The sequence below is a fragment of the Pseudomonas laurylsulfativorans genome, assembly GCF_002906155.1.
GTDB lineage: Bacteria > Pseudomonadota > Gammaproteobacteria > Pseudomonadales > Pseudomonadaceae > Aquipseudomonas > Aquipseudomonas laurylsulfativorans.
In genome coordinates this window covers 405,155-430,823 of sequence record NZ_MUJK01000005.1, presented here as the reverse complement: position 1 = coordinate 430,823, position 25,669 = coordinate 405,155, and the positions used below count along the sequence as shown (strand labels likewise).

Here is a 25,669-nt window from a genome sequence, read left to right as displayed (position 1 = left end):
GGTAGCTCTGGAGAACACCAAAGCTGGTCAGTTTCCCGACCACCAACTGCAAACCCGATTCATAACCATGTTTAAAGAGCACCTGGGCGGTAACACCCAGCAATGACAGTTCTACAGAACAGGGAGAAGGTTTTCAACCTGAAAAAATGTCACCAGCCATGTCTAATGGCCGGTGACATATGCGAATCAGATGTCGAGGGGAGGGAGGGATTGCACGATTTTCATGGTTCCTAGGCTTACCGTCACCACGCGCTGGAACAGCTCCAGCGGGTATTTTGAATTGCCTATGGTCTCGATGGCCCAATCGTTGGCGTCATTGACGATGTTGCTGGTTTTATCTGTACGCACAGCTTGGCGCTCCATCACCCAGTCCAGTGCAGCCTTACCGTTGACCACATAATCCCACGCCGCCTCGGGGATCCCCTTGATGGTGATGCGGTGGTTGTAGATGACAGTGGTCTTGTCGCCCTTCTTGGCAAACTTCATCTTCTCCACGCGGTAATCCGCATTGGTCAGCGTGCCCTTGGCTTCGATGCTCAATGGGTACGGCTCGACGGTTTCGTAATTAAGGTGAAGGTCAGCCAGGTCGCGGCCCGCTTTGCTGAAAGCCCAGAAATCGAAGGCTTTCTTCACTGCTGGAATGCGCGGGAGTTCCTTGCTCAGGTTGTCGTTAAAGCGTTCGCGGTAGTCGGAGGAATGGAGGATACCGTAGACGTAATAGAACAGGTCTTCCTTACTGATTTGCTCGCCAGGATAAGCCCCTTGGAAGTGAGCCAGTCCTGAATCTGTGATGGCGTCACGACGGCGCAATCCACCTTCAGTTTGCTCGGCAAAGAGGTCGTCTTTTGAGGCTTGGGCGGCTTCGTCGTAAAGGTAGAGAGGGAAGCACTGCGCCCCTCCATCTGTCTGCTGCTCCAAAATAGAGTTGGTTATCAGCGCAAACTGGCCATCACCACTCCAGCGCTCTTTGAAAGTGATTATCAAATTCTGCGCAGACGGAACCGGGAATAGCCTCGGCATTTGCAAGACCATCTCATTCAAGCGTCTGTCGAAATACATCCATTGTTTCGTAAATGGCCTATACGTCGAGACTGTTATCCGTTCGGCATCAAAACCGAGTGGTTTGTTCTTGATGGCGTCAGCTCGTAGTGATCGTGACCAGCTGATAAGTGTGGAGTCCTTATCAAGGAAATCAGCAGCCACACGCTCTCTTGTATGCCTTTCGGCAACGGAATGAACAGCATTGAATCGAGATAACTCTGAACAATATTTTCCGATCAAACTGCCCACGTTGCGTATAAGCGATGTTTTTGAATAGTTAAAAACCCAAGCATCCCTGTTGGTTTGAACACCGCCAGAATAGTTGTCGAATATTTTGAGGCCGTCGCTTTTCTTGTCCCCGATTACAATAAACTGACCAAAGCTGCTATCACGCTGCTTCAACCAGTCTCCGTGTTCGTCGGGGGTGATATGACGCCACTGTTCGATACCGGCCAAGCTGGCGTAGTTAGCAATCTTTTCCAGCTTTTCTTCGCGGCTGAGATAGTCGCCTATATCTTGAAAATGAATCTGGCCTTGTTCAGTAGCGCTGGGATTTTTAACCAAAAGAGAAATGGCAATCGGGGCTCGGCTGCCCATGCCGAAAACATTGTCTTTTTCTTTGCGCCGCGTTTCACCCGAAGTACGAGCGTTTCCACGTAGGTGGAACACATAAAGGCTGGAAAACTCATCGGTTAAGCATTTACGCAGGCCGTCGGCGGTATTTGCCTCGATCCAACCGGCATTAGTGACAAACCCGATGATGCCAGCATTACCGATACGATCACTGGCCCAGCGGATGGCACGGATATAGCTGTCGTATAGGGCGTTTTTGTTGTTCGCACTGGAGCGTGCGGCATAGGTGTCACGAATACGTGCGTCCAATGATGGATATCCCACATTGGCATTGTTAGCGTTGGCATCACCCTGACCCACTGAATACGGGGGATTACCCACGATCACCCGAATATCCAGTTCCTTTTGCCTCTTACGGCGGGCGCTGTTGTCTTCCAGCAGGGCGTTTACCAGATCGTCCTTCTCATACATCTGGAAGGTGTCGGTGAGGCAGATGCCCTCAAACGGCGTGTACTCGTCGATCACTTCGCCGTGGTAGGCCGCTTCGATATTGATGGTGGCGATGTAGTAGGCCAGCAGTACCAGCTCATTGGCGTGAATTTCGTGCTTGTACTTGTGCGATAGCTCTTCCGGCTTGATCAACCCCGACTGGATCAGGCGGGTGATGAAGGTGCCTGTACCGGTAAAAGGGTCAATGATGTGAACGCCCTTGCTGCCGAGGGTCTGGCCGAATTCCTGTTGCAGTAGATGATTGACGCTGTGAAGGATGAAGTCCACCACCTCGACCGGTGTGTAAACGATGCCTAGGCGCTCAGTCATTTTGGGGAATGCGTTACGAAAGAACTTATCGTACAGCTCGACGATAATCTTCTGTTTACCCTGGGCGTTGTTGATACCGGCAGCGCGTTGACGCACGCTGGCATAGAACTTATCTAGGGTGTCGGCTTCCTTGGCCAGGTGGTGTTCATGGAGCGCGTCCAGCACACCCTGCATAGCCTTGGACATGGGGTTGTGATTGGCAAAGCTGTGTTCGTCGAAAAGCGCATCGAACACCGGCTTGGTAACCAGGTGCTGTGCGAGCATTTCGACAATCTCGCCATCGCTGACGCTGTCGTTAAGGTCGTCACGCAGCTCGGCGGCAAAGGCGTTGAAAGCTACCTTTTCCTGGGTGTTAACCGGGTTCTCCAAGATACCCTGGATGCGGTCGATGTGTGTACGGGCGATCTTGGCGATGTCGTTGGCCCAGTCTTCCCAGTGATGGCGGTTTCCGCACTTATCGACGATCTTGGCGTAGATGGCCTTTTCGATTTCCCCCACTTCGTAGGTCAACTCGGCTTGCTGGGTCATTTGGCCTTCGGCATCGTGTTTTGGGCGCTTTTCGCCAATGCCATACTGGCCTTTGCCGGCCTTGCCGCTGCTAGTACCGCTGGATTTCTTCGCTTTCTTGTCAGCCTTGTCCGTGATGGCGATGACTTCCATCTTGCGCGGGTCTGAGCCGATCAGGTCGAGCTTGTTGACCATTGCGTCGAAACTGTCGTCGTGGGAGCGCAACGCCTGGAGCACCTGCCAAACCACTTTGTAGGTCTGGTTGTCGTTGAGGGCTTCATGAGGCTCCATGCCAGCTGGAATGACCACAGGCAGCACCACATAGCCGCGCTTCTTGCCCGGTGCGTTGCGCATCACACGGCCCACCGATTGCACCACGTCCACCTGTGAGTTACGCGGAGTGAGGAAGAGCACGGCATCCAGCGCCGGAACGTCCACCCCCTCTGACAGGCAGCGCACGTTGCTGAGAATGCGGCAGGTATTAGCTGGAGCTTCTTCCTTTAGCCAATTGAGCTTGGCTTCCTTCTGGCTGGCATTCATGCCGCCATCGACGTGTTCGGCCTCACAGATGATTCGCGAAGCTTCGTCGATTTCTTCAGACTCCTGGTAAGCCTCCACCACCGACTGAAACATGCTTGCGATGTTGATCGAGCTGACCTTGTGCTTGGTGCCCTTGTAGTTGGGCGAGATGACTTGGCAGAACGCCACAGCGCGCTTCATTGGCTCGCCGTCACCCACCAACTGCTCGGCTAGCCCCTGTTTGGCCAGCGCTTTCCAACAGCCGACGATTTTGGCCGCGTCGTCGACCTTGAGCTGGTTGTCTTCGTCTCTCAGCAAGTCCTGGAGACGGCGACTGATGGCGCTTTCTTCGACGGTGAGTACCAGCACTTTGTAGTCGGTGAGCAGGCCGCGCTGAACGGCTTCAGAGAAGTTGATGACGAATAGCTCTTTGCCATACAGCGCATCGTCATCCATCGAGCAGAGGGTGACTTCGCCGGACTCGGCCTTAATCTTTGCATTGTCGCCATAGATACGAGGCGTGGCAGTCATGTACAGGCGCTTGGCGGCGCGGATGTAGTCTGCATCATGGATGCGCACGAAGGTGCTTTCATCATCCTCGCCAAATGTCGCGCCAGTGGTGCGGTGCGCTTCATCGCAGATCACTAGATCGAAAGCTGGTAGACCGTGCTCATGCTGGGCACGGCTGATCACATCGATGGAGTGATAGGTTGAAAACACTACGCTCATGTGTTCCGCATCGTGACGTTTAGGCATTTCCGCAGCGAGACGATCAGCCTTAGTAGTGGCCGGATAACGCAGCTCGTGAGTGAAGACTTGAACGGCGTCGTCTTCAACCTTGCGCTTCTTACCAACGTCGCTGTCCGAGCAGACGGCAAAGCTGTGGAGCGGGGTTTCGCTTTCCTGCGTCCACTCGGTAAGCGACTGCGACAACAGCGACAGGCTGGGCACTAGGAAAAGTACGCGCTTGCCCTTGCCAGCCTGCTGCTCGGCAATCTTCAGACTGGTGAAGGTCTTGCCAGTACCGCAGGCCATGATCAGCTTGCCACGTTCGGCGTCCTTGAGGCCTGCTGCCACAGCATTAAGCGCTGTTTGCTGGTGCTCGCGTAATTGCTTCTTGGCCTTTATCACAATCCTTTGCTTGGGCTGATACTTCGCCCAGTCAATCTGACTGTCTTCCAGTGCTTGCAGGTCGATTTTACTGACAGGGGGCTGCTGGCCCTGCAAGGCATCCTCGGCGTGCTCACTCCAGTTGTTGGTTGTGGTGACGATTACTCTGTGCGTGAACGGCGCTTTGCCCGAGGCGGTGAAGAAGCTGTCGATGTCCTTCTTCTGGACTTTATAGTCCTCTGCATACAGCTTGCATTGGATGGCATGGTACTCGTCTGTGCCTCGGGTTTTGGCTACCAGATCGATACCAGCATCCTTGCCACTCAGGCCTCTTTCTTTGGCCCACTCTGCATACGTCCACACCTGGTCGTAGAGGTCGCGGTAGGTGGCCTCGTTGCGCAGATAGGCGCAGATCAACTCTTCGAAGTAGGTGCCTTTTTCACGTTCGGTGACGGAGGCTGAACGGTAGGTGCCGAGCAGGGCAGATAAGGCGGACATGAAGAATTCCTTTTAATTACTGCTAGCGCACGTCTGGGCGCAAAATTTTTCCAGTCTACCAATAGACGCCTCTATCAGCAGCCAAAAAACCCCAGGAGATACGAGATCTACTGGGGTTTTTTAGCCACTAACTGTGGTCGAACCACTTAACTTTGACCGATGTGACAAATAACTTTGCCCACCTACAGCAGCCAAGCAGCCAAGCAGCCAAGCAGCCAAGCAGCCAAGCAGCCAAGCAAGGATGCGATTTGTTTCGATGAAACCGCAAGGTTGTCCCATTAGGTCGCCCATCAAATCATTGGAGACTGGCCCCGAGCCAGACATGCGTTGTTGCTTGGCTACCCTTGGAACGAACACATTTCCCTCAGACATCTTTGAAGCTCTGTTTGGGTCTGGGCGGAGCTGAGCCCAAGGTCGGGTACGCAGGCAATGAGATGTTGCGCTGCCCCCTCTGCCCATCCTTGTACATCGTCATCAAGGGCGATCCAGTGCCGAAGCTTTGAGCGGGCAGCGTAGCGGCAGATCTGGTCGTATCTTGTCCTCCCGTCCCATTGGTTTTCATCCACCCAGCCTTTGGCCATCGAGCTATGCCACGTGGCACCGATAACTCGCTCTCGCAACTCAAGAGGTAGAAAGCCAAGTGCTCGCTTATAGCCAAGATGCCGGACCCAACCAGTGCTCAATACCAACGAGATCATTGGAAAATCGTCGAGTAGTTTGGCAAGAATTGGCGCCCACATAAAAAGCGTACCTTCGGCTTTCAGTGTCGGCCCTTGGCGTGACAAGTAGACGGCGTCGGGGTGTAAGACGCCATCAAAATCAAGAAAAAGGATGTGCGTACTCCTCTGCACCGATGCTTCTCCCGTAAATGGCCCTCACCAAATGGCTTGAGACCGATGGATCATGGCGTGTTCTCCACTCACTTTGCTTTCTCCAGTGGTTTCTGTGGGTGAGGAGTTATTCGTCAAAAATCAGCGCCTGGGGCCGGCAGTGCCTGTGATAGCCTCAATTTTGGTGTAATCACCGAAGGCCTGAAAATGATAAAGATAGCGCGGTCACTCGAAGAGCAAGAGTTCCTGCACGCGCTGGAAATTAGAATGCACGCTCGCAATCGCCTCATAGCAGCTGTTTATGCTGCATCCCCTGCGGAGCTTGAGCGTGCGGCGGATACCATAAAGGCAGCACTTCGCGGGTCTGGCCCACCGGCCCGCCCCAGAAGCTTTAAATCGCTAGAGGACGAAGAGAGGAATTCGAAACCTTTTGATTGAATGGATTTCAACCGATCATCGTGCTACATGTTTCTCTTCGTGAAAGCATCTCGATACGGCATCCAGCGAGGTCAAAGCTTTGCCTGAAGAAACACAGCGAGCGCTCGGGAGGAATAGTCTTCGGTTTCCGAGCCCTTTCCCTTTGTTCATCGGTCAGAAGTGACCAACGGCCGATTCCGGATTGAGCTACTTCCTGTCAGAACCTCACTTCGGGTGGGTATTTGAAGAGGGGGGGAAATTGGGTCTGTGATACATCGGGGCTACGGGTAGACCTATATCAGCGGCGCAGTGCCAGCCAGTACCACTCTATAATCGCTCTATAATCGCTCTATAATCGCTCTATAATCGCTCTATAATCGCTCTATAATCGCTCTATAATCGCTCTATAATCGCTCTATAATCGCTCTATAATCGCTCTATAATCCCCTATAAAACCCCTATTCGTAAGCGTCCAACACACTTTCCTACGCCTGTCGTGGACTAAACGAGCGGATCAGAAATCTGCGCTCGACACGCAGCGTCACAGCTCAAATCTCCAGGATTAACCCGTCTCTATCCTTCTGAGCAGCATCGGCAGTACGTCGGCGGCAGCCCCCATCAGCATGAACTCCTTATGCTCACCCATGGCGACGTCAGCCTTGTTCACATGTATAACCGAAGCGCCAGACGCCAACGCAAGGTCGGGAAGGCCAGCGGCAGGCATAACGATCCCAGAGGTGCCAACGGAGATCAGAAGATCGCATTCCTTAACCAGGTGGACTGCGGCCTTCCAAGCTTGGGACGGCAGATCTTCTCCGTACCAGACCACCGCAGGACGCATTTTTCCGTTACAACGCTGACACCGTGGAGGTTCGATCAGAGCTCCGTGATCCGGCAAAGCGGATTGATCGGGTGAAATTACCGCAGTCCGATGGCAGGCGAAGCACTTGGGGAATGCCAAACTGCCATGCAAATGCACGACATTCAACGAGCCGGCTCGCTCATGAAGGTCGTCAATATTCTGAGTGATAACAGAAACTTGACGTTGTGAGTCAGCTATGCGGGATACCGCAAGATGTGCCGCATTGGGCTCTGCTTGAGCAACCCGGAGACGCCGCCACAGATACCATCCCCACACCAATGCTGGGTTTTCCCGAAAGGCCTTGGCCGTCTCTAAATCCCGAGGATCGTAGCCTGTCCAGATCCCAGAAAGTTTTTCGCGGTACGTGGGGATACCGCTATCGGCGGAGATACCGGCGCCCGTGAAAAAGACCACCTTTTTGGCCTTCTGCAATGCGTCTACAGCTTGCTCTATGACAGTCATTGTACCAATCGTCTCCTACCTACCCGCTTTGCATTACAGGGAATGGCGCGGCTCCTGAGCTTTCCGTTGATCCCCTACCTAATGCATCCTGGGCATAACTCCGCGCAACAATTGCTCGAGATCGTCAAGCTCCGGCAGGCCTGCTAGCCCGACGCCGTAGCGGTAACCGCGCCTGGGTTCAGGCCAGCTGAAAATCCCACTTTTTCAACAGAACCGGTAGGTAGCGACCCGTCGTGATGGCAGTCTACCAATCTTCGGTTGATGAGCAAAAAACGGGACCAAATGTACCTATCCCTAATTTTTTCGCTTGCTCTTCAATACGGCCAGCCTGCAGAACATCCTGCTTAGTGGGAAAGTGACGTAAAAGGAAATGAGCGTTTCGTCTAATGCGTTCGGGCACTTCTGTGTCGCGAGCAAGCTCCGTCAGGAACGCGTGAGTTTGTGCGACGGACCTGGTCCGTTCAAATGGCATCGTCATTTAATACTCCACGAGTGAGATCGTCAGTCCAGAGCAAGGCGAGGCGTGAGTGTGTGGAGCTCAAGCGGGTCGCAAAGCGAAGCTGTAGAGGATAGAAAAGCTACGAGTTTTTTGCTTCGACGCCATACATACTGCCGGCAGTGTGCATCTGAGAGAGAAGGGCCAACGACGGGAAAAAAACCTCTTTTTCGCAAATGAGATAAAGCATTAACGACTGATACCCCCAAGACCTTCGCCACTTCCGGGGCAAGAATATAGTTACGCTTGAAATGTTGTACTGCTCCGAGCGTTATGACCTTTGCCGCCCGCCTAGAGCATTGAACAGTTTCGCTACGAAGTCGACCGATACGGACGAGGGCGTAACACACTTCGGATTTTACACCCAGCATCTTCGCCGCTTCGGTGACGGACATGCTCCGTGTGTGTGATGAAATAGAGTGTTTGATAGCTTTTCGTCCAAGCTCGCCAGGATCAATGAGCCATTTGCCAAAATTCAAAAACTCAGATTCCTCTTTGCAAAAAACTGAAATTTCACCTGACTTAATCGCGTTAGCTAATTCTACCAAACCACCAGATGTCGGAAGGTAGTATTTTGCGACTTGAGATATCGTTTTGAAGTCATCGCGTGCGAATGTTAGAAACTCATCAGGAGCTAGAGCAGCTATCGAGGCATAGTCGATAAGCCATCTTTCACCAGCTTGCGGTACTCCACCGACAAACTTTAATAATTTAGCGGTTATAAGTTGTTCAACGCGCTTTTTGCTAAGGCATAATAAACGAGATACCTCACGCAAATTTAGGGGCTCACGTGCAATTGAAGAGAGCTTCCGTGCCTCTTCAATATCTACCACCGTAACAGTTTTACCACAGGAATAGCTAAATTCACGAGCGTCGAGTTCACCTGAAGAATACATTCTTCGAAGAAAATTTTTGGGGAGACCCGTTATCTCCGCCGCTTTATTATATGGAAGCCAGCGATGTTCAATCAGCGTACATTCGCTCAACCGCCGATTCCGCATCGCCAGGGGGCCCGTCCAGTTTTTAACAACGTAATTCTCGAATTCAAGACGAACAAAATCATAACATCGGTCAGTCAGTGATAAAAAAATGTCATTGTAGATTAGCCCAAATGCAGCACCTAATTTTGATGATAGATTTGGTCTACGACGTTGCATTAGATCAGTAAGCAAATCATGAAATGCTTCGGGCCAGCCCATCAAAATCTGTCCAGCCGACTTGGCTAGAACAGGAACTACGATTTGAGAGGCCATTGATGCAACTGTCATGTTCATATGGCATTTACGACTTAACGCTCGCACTCCAAAGCGAACAGCTAAAAAATGGAACTGACTATATGTTAAGGAATTCATATTTATCGAAACTTCATTAAACCTATTCTTCAAACGCCTTTTAAGTTCCTTCGAAAGCCATAATTTCGATTCATCTACTTCAGTAATAGCTGACTTTTCTGAAAATACAGATGACCCACAGTTTTCACAGGTCCTCGTATAAAGTATTTTTGGCGTAACCCTTGCTTGACAAATCGGGCATTCATACAGAAGTTCAACTGCATGGATTGTACAGACCGTATAGAGGGTGAAGTCCCATACCTCACGCCAATAACAACTAAAAGCTAGGCAAGCAGGACAATATTTAGAATACGATAACGTCCAAACTTTTTGATTATTGAATTTTGGCTTTCTGATTTCCTTAATTACATCATACCAACTTGGTGGCTTACGACATTGACCCAACCACGAGCTAACTTCCTCATCTGTAAGACCTTTGAATAGCTTAACGAGCTCACCATTCCATAGGCCATTACATATCCCTAAGCGATGCAGGTAACCCAGCAAACTTTCGTCATGCTCCGGCTCAGGATTTATCAAAAGGCCAAACATGGAATATTTTCCTCATTTTGTATTGACGATAAATTTTCAAGCTTCAGCGCCGGGAGCTAAATTCCTGGCGCTGAATTTAATCAAGCTGCAATGGTGTCAAAGTTCTCGAAAGGCTCACGCTGGCCTGTTAAAGCCTTGAAATCAAATGCTGGATCAAATGGATTGCGCTCGTTCGTCGCAGAGCTCCAAACCTCATCCTTAAAAGCTTCCGAAAGTATTTCCAAGTTAATACCCTCGGCATGGCGATGCTGGACCAGCCATACAGAACGATCTACGACCTTAATTAGATAGTCTATCAATCCAAATGAACCTAGATAGAAACGTTTAATCATTTCATTAGTTGAAAAACTAATGGACTTCACCGGCAACAATTCTTGAATTACCCGGAGCAGCGTTGCAAAATGGGCCCAAGAAGTTTCAGTAATCATGAACCGGTTGTAATCGACTGTAGCGGAGAATCTTCGCCGTAGTTGTTCGTTCGCCAAAAGTAAGCGTTCAGTTCGCTTTAGGCCAACGAGGACAAACGTAATGCTTGTTTCATTCATCAAACTCTTGATCCAATCCGCCGCCTCGTATGCATCATTACGCTTGTAATCCACGAGATGCTGAGCCTCGTCCAAAACGACGACCTCAACGCCGAGACTACTCAAAAGCAGAACAATCCTTGAAAATTTCGTTTCCGCAGAATGGCTACGGGAATCTGCGTAAGGATCGTTCATTGCGGTCAGCAAAGCCGTTGCCAAATTCTTCTTGGTTGGAGAGGAGGGAATTTCGACGCTGAGCACAGCGCGGTGGCCAGGTTTAGGCGGGTTGGTAGATTCCAGTTCCCTGACATATTCTGTGATCAATGTGCTTTTCCCCACACCGCTCGGCCCCTGGATAACAAGTCCCTTGCTGGCACCTGTGCGAAGTGTGTCTCCATGTACCTCCATAAGCCTGGTCAGGGCCCGCTCCGCTTGCGGACTAACGATGAAGTGATGCCTCAACGAAAACTGGATTTGATCTTCCTCACGACGGCTCATTATTCAGTCTCCCAGCAGGTTGACGATGAACAACTCTGAATGTTGTGCTTACATCAGTCGCAATGGGCATATCCAACCATTCCATGCTGACTGAAGAGAGTGGCAACTTAACGTTTGGGAGTTTCCAACCATCTTTATCTAACTTGGCACGAGTTACTGCCCGGCGTTGCCGTAGCTTTTGAGAATGGCGAGCGTAGTCCACGTCTTTTTCCAAATCGCGATAGCACTGATGTATCTTTTCAAAACTTGGTTTATCGTCACCTTTCGCTCGCAATGCATTTTTTGCCGATTTCCATAGATCACGGCTCACTCCAAGCATGCGTTTATCTTTGACTGGCACTTGTAAAAAGACATTTCTAAAACGATCGTGCACCCAAACATGGCTTAGTTCGTCACGAAATCGGACACTGATTTTTTCTTCAGGTGCCATACGCATACTCAATTGCGCAAGTTCAAGTGAATGGTAACCGTGACCGTCTACTTCAATGCCATAGTGATGGACACACACCGACCTCCGGCGCGCGAGAATGCATTCAAGTTCATCTAGATCAACGGGTAGTTTGATGAGCCGATCTGCCTCTGCCGAAGCCCAAACTTGGGCAGGGGTCCTTGCGTCAAGAGAACGGTGAGGGGTTTGATGATATCCGTCGACAATCCATTTCACGATGCTTCGTTCAATCTGCTCAAATGTGAAGCAAGCATGCTTCTCCGAATCGTAGTCTCCCTTTTCTTGAATATTCGAAAACGTCGTTCCAGGTAAACCATGAATCAATCCAGTATTCAGTGTACGGAAAAATCTTTCGACCGAACCTTTCATCTCTGGACCTCTAGATCGGGGATACATAATCTCAATCCCTAGTTCGTTAAACCCAGCAATCAAATCATCGGCATGGAATTCAGCTGCATTATCAGGAACGACTCGCGTGGGTAGTCCATGTGCTCGCCACTCACCCTCTACCTCCGGGAAGCGTTTTAGCAATTCCGCTTTAGGACGAATGGAGCGTTCGATGACGCGAAGAACGGTCTCAGTATTTGGAGCTGCGAGATGAATCAGGTAACCCATGATCATTCGCGAAAACTTATCCAGCACGATAGAGATGTAGGGACGACCAATAATTAGTCCTGTTTCTTCGTCCACTAACAATACATCCATAAGCGTATGATCAATCTCCCATCGATCAAGAATGTCAGTTACTGTGAGCACTCCGATTGCCGTTCTGTGTTTTTTTTTCGCGGCGTGTTTACCCAATCGATGAACATCAACCTCATACGGATCAAGTTTTGCAATGTACCTACGAATGGTCATACCACAAGGTATTTTCAGGTGGCGAGAGGGAAGGCGAGTTGCGTTTTTCTCATCTACACGTTTTTGATACTCGAGAACTACCTTCGAGATATCTGGGCGTTCAGGTTTGAGATAAATCTCATCAATCACGCGCGTCAATATTTCTTCTAGCTCACCAGATATAACGGAGACCCTTCCTTTTTTCGAGTGTTTTGGAACTAGCTTTACAACGTTTCGACCTGAGAATTTTGAGAACCATCTTCTAATTGTAGATATTGACGGGACTCGAATATCTTCCAAGCCTTTTGCTATTTCTAGTATTTTTTCTCGTAAAACGCTTAAACTCGGTAACATATCTTGTCCCTCTGTAAGGCTTTCTAAATATTTACGCCGACGTATAGCTTCTTTACTATGCCTTGGTGGAAAACAAGTCAGATCCGGTGCTACGTTTCTGATAACTGGAATTTCTCCGAGATAAGGTTGGTCATCGCAGATTTCTATCTCACGGCGCTCATAACCGATATAGAATTCGCTTTCCTTTAACTTCGTTGGCTCTCCGAGTTCATCAACGAAAAGTAAGCGTCTGTCCACAAGGCGCCGTTGTAATGTCATTCTCGTGTGGTTGATAACCACAACTAATCTCAACTTAAGCGAAAATGTTTGCATGACGATGTCCTCCTGAAAGAAAGACCTGTGACTCTTCGACCAGGGTTTCTTCTAGATTTATCCCGATAACGCACAGCCCCAACAAACGCCAAGCTTCCATTCGCCCAAATAATGAAATAACGTCGTGAAAAACGTGAGGTTTGTATTTATTGAGTTTTGAGCAAACTTCCGCGTGCTGCTCCGACGAAAGCAATGGTCCACGTCGGTGATATAGAATTTTCTGCAGATTTGTCGCTAATGGCTCTCGCCAAATAAGCTCGTCCGTAACAACTAAAAAATTTCGATTGGTGGCAGGGAAATGTATTGAGGCTGCGCTCAGCTTTTGCTTAACGCTAAGGATTGGAAGCTTTCTCGATGGCTTGACTTCGATCCACCACTCGCTCCCATTTGCTAGAAACACACGCAGATCGGGAACGTAATCTAGGAATGTATCGCCCAAAGGAAGTCGTTCCCTAGAAGGTTGTACTTCATAGCGGAGAACGAACGGAGACAGCTCTAGCAGACGGAAAAAACCGCCCTCTAACTGGGACTCCCAGGCCACAGGATGACCGTTTTTCAGGGATGGGAAATACCCCCTGAAATGACATGAACTGCGGGTAACTACTTTACGTACTGCCATCGAACACCTCCACAGACGTGCACCATCGCTGCGCCTAGAAACCAGGTACAGACCGGTGCTCGAGATCCACAATCGACAGGCAACACTTCCCCGTCGAGCGGCCTCGATAAAGTCGAAATGATGGGAGGGGATTGACAGGCGCTGAAAAAAAGCCGAAATTGCGGTTCTCAAGCCTGCAATATCGCTTCAGATCTGCGCGGTCAAAACCCCTTGGTTTTGGTCGCGTTTTACATTTCACACCTCCAATTGTTCATATTTTTATCCTCTTTGGGCTTGATAGCTTTTTAATTTAAGCTGATTTTTTTTATAGGGTTACGCTCTAAACCTGCGGACTTCAACTGTTGCCGAGTTACGGTTCACTCGAGCACCTTCAAATAACGTCTTGATTTACCTTATAAGATTGCGATTTTTTGAGACAGTTGCGTCTTCAAATAGTATTCCACGGTACGCGTAAAATCTACGATTTGCCACCGAAAAACCTGCACTTTTTTGGCGTTCGGCAGGCAACTTTTGCATTCTTCCTAAGTTAGCAATGTATAGTATTACTCAAAATAGCTAACTTCCTTTAGGTGCTGTTTTTCAACAAAACCGTGCATTTCTTCAAATCAATTTTTTCGATTCACATATATCCGTAATTGAAATTCTTCGCTTCTTAGTCAATTAATACGCTCAGACTTTCAACGCCCTTGGATTACTAATTCTCGGAGATATTTGTTTGACCTGCGGTTTTGTTACTTCTTTTTGAGTCCAAGACTTGCCAAATCGATAGCTCACCCTTTACCGGGGCAAAAAAAACCCGCTTTCTTAGCGGGCTTTCTTTGTAATGGCTACCTGATAAACAGATAGCGCACCATCTATTTGTGAAAATAAGCAACTATTCTGTGATCCTACAACCGGGATCAGAAGTCCAGGTTGGACACTGCGAGGGCGTTGCTTTCGATGAAGTCACGGCGAGGTTCGACCGCATCACCCATCAGGGTGTTGAAGATCTGGTCTGCGCCAATGGCATCTTCGATGGTCACTTTGAGCATCCGGCGCTGACTTGGGTCCATGGTGGTTTCCCACAGCTGATCCGGGTTCATTTCGCCCAGACCTTTGTATCGCTGGATGGTGTGACGCTTGGTGCTTTCCGCCATCAGCCATTCAAGGGCTTCCTTGAACTCCGTCACCGGCTTCTTGCGCTCGCCACGCTGGATGTATGCGCCGTCGTCGAGCAGTGTACTCAGTTGAGCGCCTAGCGAAACGACAGTCTTGTAATCGTTGCTGCCGAAGAAGTCGCGGTTGAAGGTGACGTAGTTCGACAGGCCGTGGGAGATCAGTTCGACCTCTGGCAGCCAGACGTTACGCTCACGGTCTTCACGCAGGCTGGCTTTGTAAACCAGGCCGGACTTCTCGACGGTGCGCAGGCGAACTTCGTACTGAGCCAGCCAATCTTGCATTGCTGCGTGATCGGACAGTTGCTCCATGCTCACTGCTGGAAGGTAGATGAAGTGCTCGGTCAGTTCCTGTGGGTACAGGCGCGACAGACGCTTGAGAGTCTTCATCACCAGACGGAAATCAGTCACCAGACGCTCAAGCGCTTCACCGGAAATGCCAGGAGCTTCTTCGTTCAAGTGCAGGCTCGCATCTTCCAGGGCCGACTGCGTCATGTACTCTTCCATGGCGTCGTCGTCTTTGATGTATTGCTCTTGCTTGCCTTTCTTGACTTTGTACAGCGGTGGCTGAGCGATGTAGATGTAGCCGCGCTCGATCAGTTCCGGCAACTGACGGAAGAAGAAGGTCAGCAACAGGGTACGGATGTGCGAACCGTCGACGTCAGCATCGGTCATGATGATGATGTTGTGGTAACGCAACTTGTCGATGTTGTACTCGTCACGGCCGATACCGCAGCCCAGCGCGGTGATCAAGGTGCCCACTTCTTGCGAAGAGATCATCTTGTCAAAGCGCGCCTTCTCGACGTTCAGGATCTTGCCCTTCAGCGGCAGGATGGCCTGGGTCCGACGGTTACGTCCCTGCTTGGCGGAGCCACCAGCAGAGTCACCTTCCACGAGGTACAGTTCGGAAAGGGCAGGGTCTTTTTCCTGGCAGTCGGCCAGTTTGCCCGGCAGGCCGGCGATATCCAGCGCACCTTTACGACGGGTCATTTCACGGGCTTTACGCGCCGCTTCACGAGCACGCGCCGCATCGATCATCTTGCCGACGACCAGCTTGGCTTCGTTCGGATTTTCCAGCAGGAAGTCGGAGAAGTACTTGCCCATTTCCTGTTCGACCGCGGTCTTCACTTCGGAAGACACCAGCTTGTCTTTGGTCTGGGAGCTGAACTTCGGATCCGGTACTTTCACCGAAATGATCGCGGTCAGGCCTTCACGAGCATCGTCACCGGTGGTCGCGACTTTATGTTTCTTCGCCAGGCCTTCGGCTTCGATGTAGGTATTCAGGTTACGCGTCAGTGCGGAACGGAAACCCACCAGGTGAGTACCGCCATCGCGCTGTGGAATGTTGTTGGTGAAGCACAACAGGTTCTCGTTGAAGCTGTCGTTCCACTGCAGGGCGATTTCCACGCCGATGCCGTCTTCGCGCTGGATATTGAAGTGGAACACCTGATTGACCGCGGTCTTGTTGGTGTTCAGGTATTCAACGAACGCACGCAGGCCGCCTTCGTACTTGAACAGTTCTTCCTTACCGCTGCGCTCATCCTTGAGGACGATGCCGACACCGGAGTTGAGGAACGACAGTTCACGAATCCGTTTTGCCAGGATGTCCCAGCTGAAGTGGATATTCTTGAAGGTTTCAGCCGATGGCTTGAAGTGAATCTGAGTACCGGTTGTCTCGCTCTCACCGACGATTTTCATCGGTTCTTGCGGAACACCGTGGACGTAAGTCTGTTCCCAAATCTTGCCGCTGCGGCGCACCGTTAGAACAAGCTCTTTGGACAGTGCGTTCACCACCGACACACCTACACCGTGCAGACCGCCGGATACTTTGTAGGAGTTATCGTCGAACTTACCGCCAGCGTGCAGCACGGTCATGATGACCTCGGCTGCCGAAACGCCTTCTTCTTTGTGCACGTCTACCGGGATGCCACGACCGTTGTCACGAACGGTAATGGACTCATCCGGGTGAATGATGATGCTGATGTCGTCGCAGTGGCCGGCGAGAGCTTCGTCGATCGAGTTATCGACCACTTCGAACACCATGTGGTGCAGACCGCTGCCATCGTCGGTGTCACCAATGTACATACCGGGACGTTTGCGTACGGCATCCAGGCCTTTCAGCACTTTAATGCTCGTTGAGTCGTACGTATTTTCTTCGCTCAATGCCTTCACTCCCGATGGTCGTGGGTCTGGGTGATACGGCCCTGTTCCACGTGGAACAGAGCGACTGGCGTTTCCGTCTGCCAGCCTTCCCTCAATAATTCGTGATCTACACAGGTGATAAAAACCTGGCAGCGTAAGTCTTCCAACAAGCGGCAAAGCGCGCGGCGGTGTTGCTCGTCCAGCTCGGACGGCAAGTCATCCACCAGATAAATACACTGACCGCGTCGAGCCTGGCTGACCAGGTGACCCTGGGCAATCCGCAATGCGCAAACCACTAACTTCTGCTGGCCACGGGACAATATGTCCGCGGCGTTGTGTGCGCCCAGTCTAAGGCGCAAATCAGCACGTTGTGGTCCGGCCTGGGTATGTCCCATTTGCTGGTCCCGATGCAGAGACCCGGCGAGCACAGCACTCAGTTCACGATCCTTGTCCCAGCCGCGGTAATAGCTGAGCGTCAAGCCTTCAAGCTCAACCAGTTCGCTCAAGGTCTGTTCAAAGACTGGTTTCAAAGCTTTGATATAAGCGCGGCGGTATTCATCAATTTCAGCGCTGGCCTGGCACAGTTCCCTGTCCCAAACCGCTTGCGAAACGGCGTCAAGTGTACCATGCCGCAGCCAAGAGTTTCTCTGACGCAGGGCCTTCTGCAAGCGCTGCCAGGTTGACATGAAGCGTGGTTCCACGTGGAACACGCCCCAGTCGAGAAACTGTCGGCGAATCTTGGGCGCACCCTCTAGCAGCCGGAAGCTGTCGGGGTTGATCAGTTGCAGTGGCAAGATCTCGGCCAGTTGCGCGGCGCTGCGCGCATTCTGCCCATCGATACGGATCTGGAATTCGCCTTGGCGATCCCGTGAAATGCCCAAGGCGTTATGTCCACCCTCTGCCAGTTCAACCTGGCCAAATACCGTACAGGCAAGCTGTTCGTATTGAATGACCGGCAACAGACGGGTGCTGCGAAACGAACGGGCAAGCCCCAGCAGATGGATGGCTTCCAGAACACTGGTTTTGCCGCTGCCGTTGGCGCCGTAAAGAATATTGATGCGGGGGGAGGGGGAGAAGGTCACCGGGTGCAGATTGCGCACCGCGGTGACCGAGACGCGACTTAAGGACATCTAGCTTCTGCTGAGCATGATTACAGACGCATCGGCATGACAACGTAGGCCGAGTCGTCATTGTCGGACTCTTGCACCAGCGCACTGCTGTTGGAGTCGGACAGGATCAGACGAACCTGCTCGGTGGTCATCACACCCAGTACGTCGAGCAGGTAGCTCACGTTGAAGCCGATTTCCAGAGAGCCGCCGTTGTATTCAACGCCCACTTCTTCTTCCGCTTCTTCTTGCTCCGGGTTGTTCGCCTGGATCTTCAACTGACCGCTGGCCAGTTGCAGACGGATACCACGGTACTTCTCGTTGGACAGAATCGCGGTACGGCTGAACGCTTCGCGCAGCGCCTGGCGATCACCCAGTACCAACTTGTCGCCGCCCTTCGGCAGAACGCGCTCGTAGTCCGGGAATTTGCCGTCGACCAGCTTCGAGGTGAAGGTGAACTCACCGGTGGTGGCGCGGATGTGGTGCTGCCCCAGCACGATGCTGACATTGCCGTCCGGCTCGGTGAGCAGGCGTGCCAGTTCTAGGATACCTTTGCGCGGCACGATGACCTGGTGACGATCCGGCTGACCGATATCGGCCTGCATCGAGCACATGGCCAGACGGTGACCGTCGGTGGCCACGGCGCGGATCACGCCAGCGGAGACTTCCAGCAGCATGCCGTTGAGGTAGTAACGCACGTCCTGCTGGGCCATGGCGAAGCTGGTGCGTTCGATCAGGCGGCGCAGCTTGCTTTGCTCCAGGCTGCAGGTCAGCGAACCCGGGCCTTCTTCCACGGTAGGGAAGTCGTTGGCCGGCAGCGTCGACAGGGTGAAGCGGCTACGACCAGCCTTGACCACAAGCTTCTGCTCGTCGACCTTGATATCGATCAGCGCATCGTTCGGCAGGCTTTTGCAGATGTCCATCAGCTTGCGCGCCGGCACGGTAATGGAACCCGGATCCGCTGGCTCTTCGAGTTGAACACGACCAACCAGCTCGACTTCCAGGTCGGTACCGGTCAGCGACAATTGCTGGCCTTCGACAACCAGCAGCACGTTGGAAAGCACCGGCAAGGTCTGTCGGCGTTCGACGACGCCTGCGACCAGTTGCAGGGGTTTCAACAGGGCTTCGCGTTGAATGGTGAAATGCATGGTCTAGTCCCTTGCCTTAATAAGCTGCGCTGGTGTTCATCAAGTGGTCAGCGTACGCAGCAGGTTCTTGTAGTCCTCGCGGATGTCCGCGTCGGATTCCTTAAGTTCGTTGATCTTGCGGCACGCGTGCAAGACCGTTGTATGGTCGCGACCGCCAAACACATCGCCAATTTCTGGCAGGCTGTGGTTGGTGAGTTCCTTGGACAACGCCATGGCGACCTGACGCGGACGAGCGACCGAACGCGAACGGCGTTTGGACAGCAAGTCGGAGATCTTGATCTTGTAGTACTCGGCGACAGTGCGCTGAATGTTATCCACAGAGACCAGTTTATCCTGCAACGCCAGCAAGTCCTTAAGGGATTCGCGAATCAGCTCAATGGTGATGTCGCGCCCCATGAAGTGCGAATGGGCGATCACACGTTTGAGCGCGCCTTCCAGCTCACGGACATTGGAGCGAATGCGTTGGGCAATGAAGAACGCGGCGTCGTGAGGCAGCTCGACTTTGGCCTGATCGGCCTTCTTCATCAGGATCGCCACGCGGGTTTCCAGCTCCGGCGGCTCGACCGCTACGGTCAGGCCCCAGCCAAAGCGGGATTTGAGGCGCTCTTCAAGGCCTTCGATTTCTTTCGGGTAGCGGTCACTGGTGAGAATGACCTGCTGGCCACCTTCGAGCAGGGCATTGAAGGTGTGGAAAAACTCTTCCTGGGAACGCTCCTTGCGGGCGAAGAACTGAATGTCATCGATCAGCAACGCATCCACCGAACGGTAGAAGCGTTTGAACTCGTTGATCGCGTTCAGTTGCAGGGCCTTGACCATGTCCGCCACGAAACGCTCGGAATGCAGGTAGACCACCTTGGCATTCGGATTCTTCTTTAATAGATGGTTACCCACAGCGTGCATCAAGTGGGTTTTACCCAGGCCGACGCCCCCATAAAGGAAGAGCGGGTTGTAACCGTGCTTGGGGTTGTCTGCCACCTGCCAGGCGGCGGCGCGCGCCAACTGGTTGGATTTACCCTCAACGAAGTTCTCGAAGGTAAAGGTGCGGTTCAGGTAACTGGTGTGCTTGAGCGCACCTTCGACCTGCACGGTACGTTGCTCGGCGCGCACAGGGGCCTGTTGCGAACTGGCACCGGCCATGGGGTCGAAGCTGTCGCGGGAAGGTTCTTCCTCGGTGACTTCAGCCACTTTTTGCGTGGCACGCTTGGTCGAAGCCGCGGCAGGTGCCGGCGACGGTGGACTGACGGGCGCTTGAGCTGCCTGTGCCTGGGAAGCCGCGGCAGCCAGGGGAGCATTGGGCGCGGCACGCGGTGCCGAGCTGCGTTTGCTGCCTATTAATAAGGAAAGCGCAGGTGCCATGCCATTGCCGTGCTCATCGAGCAATTCAAGAACACGGCCCAGGTACTTTTCGTTGACCCAGTCCAGAACAAAACGATTGGGTGCATAGACACGCAACTCGTCGCCTTCGGCTTCGACCTGTAGTGGACGGATCCAAGTGTTGAATTGTTGGGCAGGCAGCTCATCGCGCAGAAGCTCCACGCACTGCTGCCAAAGTTCCACTGACACGGATATCCCCTAAGTTGAAAGCCGGTGAGGCAAAAACAAGCGGCCATTGTAACGACCAGACGCCGACTTATCCACACGTAGGTGGTTCATCAACCAAGAAGAATCACCGTTTCATACGCAAAAAAGACGACCAGTGGTCTGTGCATAAGCTCTGTGGATAACCTGGGTTAAGGTCATTGCACAAGTGGGGGCGAAACTCGGTGGATAACCGGCCTGTGGATAAACCGCCGTTCCACACACAGGTTATCCGACAGCGCAGCACAGGCTGAACACTGTTTTCCACTGTAGTTGTCATTCTCTGTACAGCTTGTGAAACAAGGGCTGAATCGACTTATCCACAGAAGGTTGCGTGCCTAGCTTTTATAAGCTTTATAGAAAAGCTTTAAATACTTTCCTTTCTTATTTTTATATTTACCCACGGTTAGTTCAGCGCAAAACGTCTGGAGATCTATTTATAAGGAAACGCTGGTTGGAAATTGACCTGAGGGCTTGCTTTCTCTAGAATCCCCGGTCTCTTAAAACGGGGGCCATTCCGGCCCGTTGTGGACGAACCAGGTAACACGACAATGAAACGTACTTTCCAACCAAGCACTATCAAACGCGCTCGTACCCACGGTTTCCGTGCTCGCATGGCTACCAAGAACGGTCGTGCCGTTCTGTCGCGTCGTCGCGCCAAAGGTCGTGCGCGTCTGGCAGTTTGATAAGTCGGCACTGGAGGTGAGTCAGGACTTCAGTCGGGAAAAGCGTCTGCTTACCCCCCGGCATTTCAAGGCAGTCTTTGACTCCCCTACCGGCAAGGTTCCGGGGAAAAATCTCCTGCTCCTTGCGCGCAACAACGATCTTGATCACCCCCGTCTCGGGTTGGTTATCGGGAAAAAGAGCGTAAAGCTCTCCGTCGAGCGCAATCGCCTCAAACGTCTGATGCGCGAATCGTTTCGCCTGAACCAGGATTCTCTGGTCGGTTGGGACATTGTTATCGTCGCGCGCAAAGGTTTGGGCGACGTAGAAAACCCCGAATTGATTCAGCATTTCGGCAAACTCTGGAAACGCCTGGCTCGCAGTTCGCCGGTACCAGCAGTCAAAACCGAAACTGTAGGGGTAGACAGTCCCGATGCGTAAACTGGCACTCGTTCCGATCCAGTTTTATCGCTATGCCATTAGTCCCCTGATGGCCAGTCACTGTCGTTTCTACCCCAGTTGTTCCTGCTACGCGTTAGAAGCCATCGAAAATCATGGCCTTCTTCGCGGTGGCTGGCTGACCTTTCGTCGTTTAGGTCGCTGTCATCCGTGGAATCCCGGTGGTTATGACCCGGTTCCACCTATCCCTACCTCCCGTTCTTCTTCGATGGCCGAGTAATCATGGATATCAAACGCACGATCCTGATCGTCGCCCTGGCAATCGTGTCCTACGTTATGGTTCTTAAATGGAACCAGGACTATGGCCAGGCTGCCCTGCCGACTCAGAATGTTGCCACCAATACGACTGCATCGGGCCTGCCGGATACGGCATCTGGCTCCAACGCTTCCGCCAGTGACGACATTCCACGTGCTGCAAGCGACACCAGCGCACCTGCCGAAACGCCGGTAGCTGTGAGCAAGGACCTCATCCAGATCAAAACGGATGTACTGGACCTGGCTATCGACCCACAAGGTGGCGATGTTGCCCAGCTGACCCTGCCGTTGTATCCGCGTCGTCAGGATCACCCGGAAATTCCGTTCCAGTTGTTCGATAACGGCGGCGAACGTACTTATCTGGCGCAAAGCGGTCTGATCGGCACCAACGGTCCGGACGCAAGCCCGGCCGGTCGTCCGGTTTATTCCTCGGAGAAGAAGGTTTATCAACTGGCTGACGGTCAGGACCAATTGGTCGTAGACCTGAAGTTCAGCAAGGACGGCGTCAACTACATCAAGCGTTTCACACTGAAACGCGGCCTGTATGACGTAACCGTTTCCTACTTGATCGACAACCAGAGCGCCCAGCCCTGGACCGGTGCGATGTTCGCCCAGTTGAAGCGTGACGCCAGCGCCGATCCTTCGTCGACCACGGCTACCGGCACCGCGACTTACCTGGGCGCTGCCCTGTGGACAAGTTCGGAGCCGTACAAGAAAGTGTCCATGAAAGACATGGACAAAGCGGCGCTGAAAGAAACCGTTACTGGTGGTTGGGTTGCCTGGTTGCAGCACTACTTCGTAACGGCGTGGGTTGCACCGAAGGGCGAAAACAACATCGTCCAGACCCGTAAAGACAGCAAAGGCAACTACATCATCGGCTACACCGGCCCATCGATGAGTGTTGCACCTGGCACCAAGGCCGAGACCAGCGCTGTTCTGTACGCCGGTCCGAAAAGCCAGGCCGTGCTGAAAGAGTTGTCCCCAGGTCTGGAACTGACGGTCGACTACGGCATTCTGTGGTTCATCGCCCAACCGATTTTCTGGTTGCTGCAACACATCCACGCCATTGTGGGTAACTGGGGCTGGTCGATTATCTTCCTGACCATGCTGATCAAAGGGATCTTCTTCCCGCTGTCGGCTGCCAGCTACAAATCCATGGCACGCATGCGTGCAGTGGCACCGAAACTGGCCGCGCTGAAAGAGCAACATGGCGACGACCGGCAGAAAATGTCGCAAGCCATGATGGAGCTGTACAAGAAGGAGAAGATCAATCCGCTGGGTGGTTGCTTGCCAATCCTCGTGCAGATGCCGGTTTTCCTCTCTCTGTACTGGGTTCTGCTGGAAAGCGTCGAGATGCGCCAAGCCCCGTTCATGCTGTGGATCACTGACCTGTCGATCAAGGATCCGTTCTTCATTCTGCCGATCATCATGGGCGCAACCATGTTCATCCAGCAGCAGCTGAACCCGACTCCTCCGGATCCGATGCAGGCCAAGGTGATGAAGCTGATGCCAATCATCTTCACGTTCTTCTTCCTGTGGTTCCCGGCTGGTCTGGTACTGTACTGGGTAGTGAACAACTGCCTGTCGATCGCCCAACAGTGGTACATCACTCGTAAGATCGAAGCGGCTACCAAAGCAGCTGCCTGATTTACACTGTGGATAACCACTCAAAACGCCCCCTAGTGGGGCGTTTTGCTATCTGTCACTTTTGTCTGGATACCGGTTTATGAGCGCTCCTCGTGAAACCATCGCCGCTGTCGCCACCGCTCAAGGTCGCGGCGGTGTAGGCATCGTGCGTATTTCCGGGCCGTTGGCCAGCGTTGCGGCCAAGGCCTTCAGTGGTCGCGAGCTCAAGCCGCGATTTGCCCACTACGGTCCGTTTTTCGGTGAAAACGACGAGGTACTGGACCAGGGCCTCGCGCTGTATTTTCCAGGGCCAAACTCGTTCACCGGCGAAGATGTGTTGGAGCTGCAAGGTCATGGTGGCCCGATCGTTCTGGATATGTTGCTCAAGCGTTGCCTGGAATTGGGTTGCCGACTCGCTCGACCGGGGGAATTCAGTGAGCGCGCCTTCCTCAATGACAAACTGGACCTCGCCCAGGCCGAGGCAATTGCCGACCTGATTGAAGCCAGTTCTGCCCAGGCTGCGCGAAACGCGTTGCGCTCCCTGCAGGGGGCTTTCTCGTCACGCGTGCATAACCTCACCGAGCAACTGATCGGCCTGCGGATCTATGTCGAAGCGGCCATCGATTTCCCGGAAGAGGAAATCGACTTCCTCGCCGATGGCCACGTCCTGAGCATGCTCGACAAAGTGCGCGACGAGTTATCCACCGTCATCCGTGAAGCCGGGCAGGGCGCCTTGCTGCGCGACGGCATGACGGTAGTGATTGCCGGTCGTCCGAATGCAGGTAAATCCAGCCTTCTCAATGCACTGGCAGGGCGTGAAGCGGCGATCGTGACCGAAATTGCCGGAACCACCCGTGACGTACTTCGTGAACATATCCACATCGATGGCATGCCATTGCATGTGGTGGATACCGCCGGTCTGCGCGATACCGATGACCATGTGGAGAAAATCGGTGTCGAGCGTGCCTTGAAAGCCATCGGCGAAGCGGATCGGGTATTGCTGGTGGTCGATGCCACGTCGCCGGAAGCCCTCGATCCGTTTGCACTGTGGCCGGAATTTCTCGAAATCCGTCCCGATCCGGCGAAAGTCACCCTGATCCGCAACAAGGCTGACCTCACGGGCGAAGCCATTGCCCTGGAGGTCAGCGAGGACGGCCATGTCACCATCAGCCTGAGCGCCAAGTCTGGTGGTGTCGGTTTGGAGCTGTTGCGTGATCACCTCAAGGCCTGCATGGGCTATGAACAAACGTCCGAAAGCAGCTTCAGCGCTCGCCGGCGACACCTTGAGGCGCTGCGTCATGCCAGTGCCGCCCTCGAGCATGGTCGTGCCCAATTGACCTTGGCCGGTGCTGGCGAACTGTTGGCCGAGGATCTGCGCCAGGCTCAGCATTCGCTGGGAGAAATCACCGGAGCGTTCAGCTCTGATGACCTGCTGGGGCGAATCTTCTCCAGCTTCTGTATCGGCAAGTAGCTTTCTCGCAGTTCACAGACAGGCCATTCGCGCCTGTCTGTCCCTTCCTTCCTGAATAAACACACCAGTGCTGAGCGGATTTTGTCTGCTTGAGCGGAATACTCGTGCCTGAATTTCGACCGAACGGCACTTTTCTGTGGATTAAGCCCTGTGAATAACCGCCGCTAAGCTCAGTTGATAACAGGGCCTGAAAACTGAACATAACCGCTACTGTGGATAACCACCTCTTTCATCCACAGGCTTACACCGGTTATCCAAGGGCCTCATTGGCACATGAACACAGGGTTTTGAATCTCTGTACACATTGAAAATAAAGGCCTCCACCAATCTATCCACAGAAAGTCGTATGCATAGAAATAAACATAAAAACAAAGATTTAATATATTTCTCTCTTTTTAATTTCTATAACTCCGACTTTTCCACAGCTGGTTAAATTTTGTGCAAAGGGTTCTTTAGGA

At 52.5% G+C, this 25,669-nt stretch carries 17 protein-coding genes; 5 read left to right on the top strand and 12 right to left on the bottom strand.

The annotated features are described in order from the left end of the window. Positions 1-186: 186 nt before the first annotated feature. The 12 genes from B0D71_RS18740 to dnaA all read right to left on the bottom strand — a co-directional run bounded on the left by B0D71_RS18740 (position 187) and on the right by dnaA (position 20,722). On the bottom strand, positions 187-5,067 hold the full coding sequence (locus tag B0D71_RS18740) for a DEAD/DEAH box helicase (protein WP_103396079.1): 4,881 nt from the start codon (positions 5,065-5,067) through the stop codon (positions 187-189). Between the two features lie 338 nt (positions 5,068-5,405). Further along, complete coding sequence (locus B0D71_RS18735; RefSeq protein WP_103396078.1) at positions 5,406-5,918, bottom strand: HAD domain-containing protein; 513 nt, start codon at positions 5,916-5,918, stop codon at positions 5,406-5,408. 958 nt (positions 5,919-6,876) lie between these two features. Continuing rightward, complete coding sequence (locus B0D71_RS18725) at positions 6,877-7,638, bottom strand: SIR2 family NAD-dependent protein deacylase (RefSeq protein WP_103396076.1); 762 nt, start codon at positions 7,636-7,638, stop codon at positions 6,877-6,879. Positions 7,639-7,882: 244 nt separating this feature from the next. After that, the gene (locus B0D71_RS32195; RefSeq protein ID WP_338066721.1) at positions 7,883-8,110 is read right to left on the bottom strand and encodes a BPSL0761 family protein; all 228 of its coding nucleotides are present in this window, start codon (positions 8,108-8,110) and stop codon (positions 7,883-7,885) included. Between the two features lie 29 nt (positions 8,111-8,139). Beyond that, entirely contained in the window at positions 8,140-10,017 is a 1,878-nt protein-coding gene (locus B0D71_RS18715) for a TniQ family protein (RefSeq protein WP_103396074.1), read from the bottom strand. An 80-nt stretch (positions 10,018-10,097) separates the two neighbouring features. After that, positions 10,098-11,039, bottom strand: a complete 942-nt coding sequence (locus tag B0D71_RS18710; RefSeq protein ID WP_103396073.1) for a TniB family NTP-binding protein — start codon at positions 11,037-11,039, stop codon at positions 10,098-10,100. Next, on the bottom strand, positions 11,026-12,990 hold the full coding sequence (locus B0D71_RS18705) for a DDE-type integrase/transposase/recombinase (RefSeq protein ID WP_103396072.1): 1,965 nt from the start codon (positions 12,988-12,990) through the stop codon (positions 11,026-11,028). Before B0D71_RS18705 ends, B0D71_RS18710 begins: the two co-directional genes overlap by 14 nt. Next, positions 12,971-13,609 carry a transposase gene (locus B0D71_RS18700; RefSeq protein ID WP_103396071.1) on the bottom strand — a complete coding sequence of 213 codons (639 nt, stop codon included), beginning with the start codon at positions 13,607-13,609 and terminating at the stop codon, positions 12,971-12,973. The genes B0D71_RS18705 and B0D71_RS18700 overlap by 20 nt, the downstream gene beginning before the upstream one ends. Positions 13,610-14,508: 899 nt before the next feature. Continuing rightward, entirely contained in the window at positions 14,509-16,926 is a 2,418-nt protein-coding gene (gyrB, locus tag B0D71_RS18695; RefSeq protein WP_095943029.1) for a DNA topoisomerase (ATP-hydrolyzing) subunit B, read from the bottom strand. Between the two features lie 5 nt (positions 16,927-16,931). Beyond that, a complete protein-coding gene (recF, locus tag B0D71_RS18690; protein ID WP_103396070.1) occupies positions 16,932-18,035 on the bottom strand; it encodes a DNA replication/repair protein RecF in 1,104 nt (367 codons plus the stop codon). A gap of 20 nt (positions 18,036-18,055) precedes the next feature. Beyond that, positions 18,056-19,159 (bottom strand): DNA polymerase III subunit beta, encoded by a 1,104-nt coding sequence (gene dnaN / locus B0D71_RS18685; RefSeq protein WP_007969885.1) that lies wholly within the window; start codon positions 19,157-19,159, stop codon positions 18,056-18,058. A 39-nt stretch (positions 19,160-19,198) separates the two neighbouring features. Continuing rightward, on the bottom strand, positions 19,199-20,722 hold the full coding sequence (dnaA, locus tag B0D71_RS18680) for a chromosomal replication initiator protein DnaA (protein ID WP_103396069.1): 1,524 nt from the start codon (positions 20,720-20,722) through the stop codon (positions 19,199-19,201). Positions 20,723-21,288: 566 nt separating this feature from the next. Between dnaA and rpmH the strand changes: the two genes are divergently transcribed. From rpmH to mnmE, 5 genes are all read left to right on the top strand, one after another. Next, a complete protein-coding gene (rpmH, locus tag B0D71_RS18675) occupies positions 21,289-21,423 on the top strand; it encodes a 50S ribosomal protein L34 (RefSeq protein WP_003213577.1) in 135 nt (44 codons plus the stop codon). A gap of 16 nt (positions 21,424-21,439) precedes the next feature. Continuing rightward, positions 21,440-21,841, top strand: coding sequence for a ribonuclease P protein component (gene rnpA, locus B0D71_RS18670; RefSeq protein WP_015097448.1), 402 nt, complete (start codon positions 21,440-21,442; stop codon positions 21,839-21,841). Next, positions 21,834-22,079 (top strand): membrane protein insertion efficiency factor YidD, encoded by a 246-nt coding sequence (yidD, locus tag B0D71_RS18665; RefSeq protein ID WP_010207715.1) that lies wholly within the window; start codon positions 21,834-21,836, stop codon positions 22,077-22,079. Before rnpA ends, yidD begins: the two co-directional genes overlap by 8 nt. A gap of 2 nt (positions 22,080-22,081) precedes the next feature. Next, positions 22,082-23,761 carry a membrane protein insertase YidC gene (gene yidC, locus B0D71_RS18660; RefSeq protein ID WP_103396067.1) on the top strand — a complete coding sequence of 560 codons (1,680 nt, stop codon included), beginning with the start codon at positions 22,082-22,084 and terminating at the stop codon, positions 23,759-23,761. 79 nt (positions 23,762-23,840) lie between these two features. After that, positions 23,841-25,211 carry a tRNA uridine-5-carboxymethylaminomethyl(34) synthesis GTPase MnmE gene (gene mnmE / locus B0D71_RS18655; protein WP_103396066.1) on the top strand — a complete coding sequence of 457 codons (1,371 nt, stop codon included), beginning with the start codon at positions 23,841-23,843 and terminating at the stop codon, positions 25,209-25,211. The last annotated feature ends 458 nt before the right edge of the window (positions 25,212-25,669 follow it).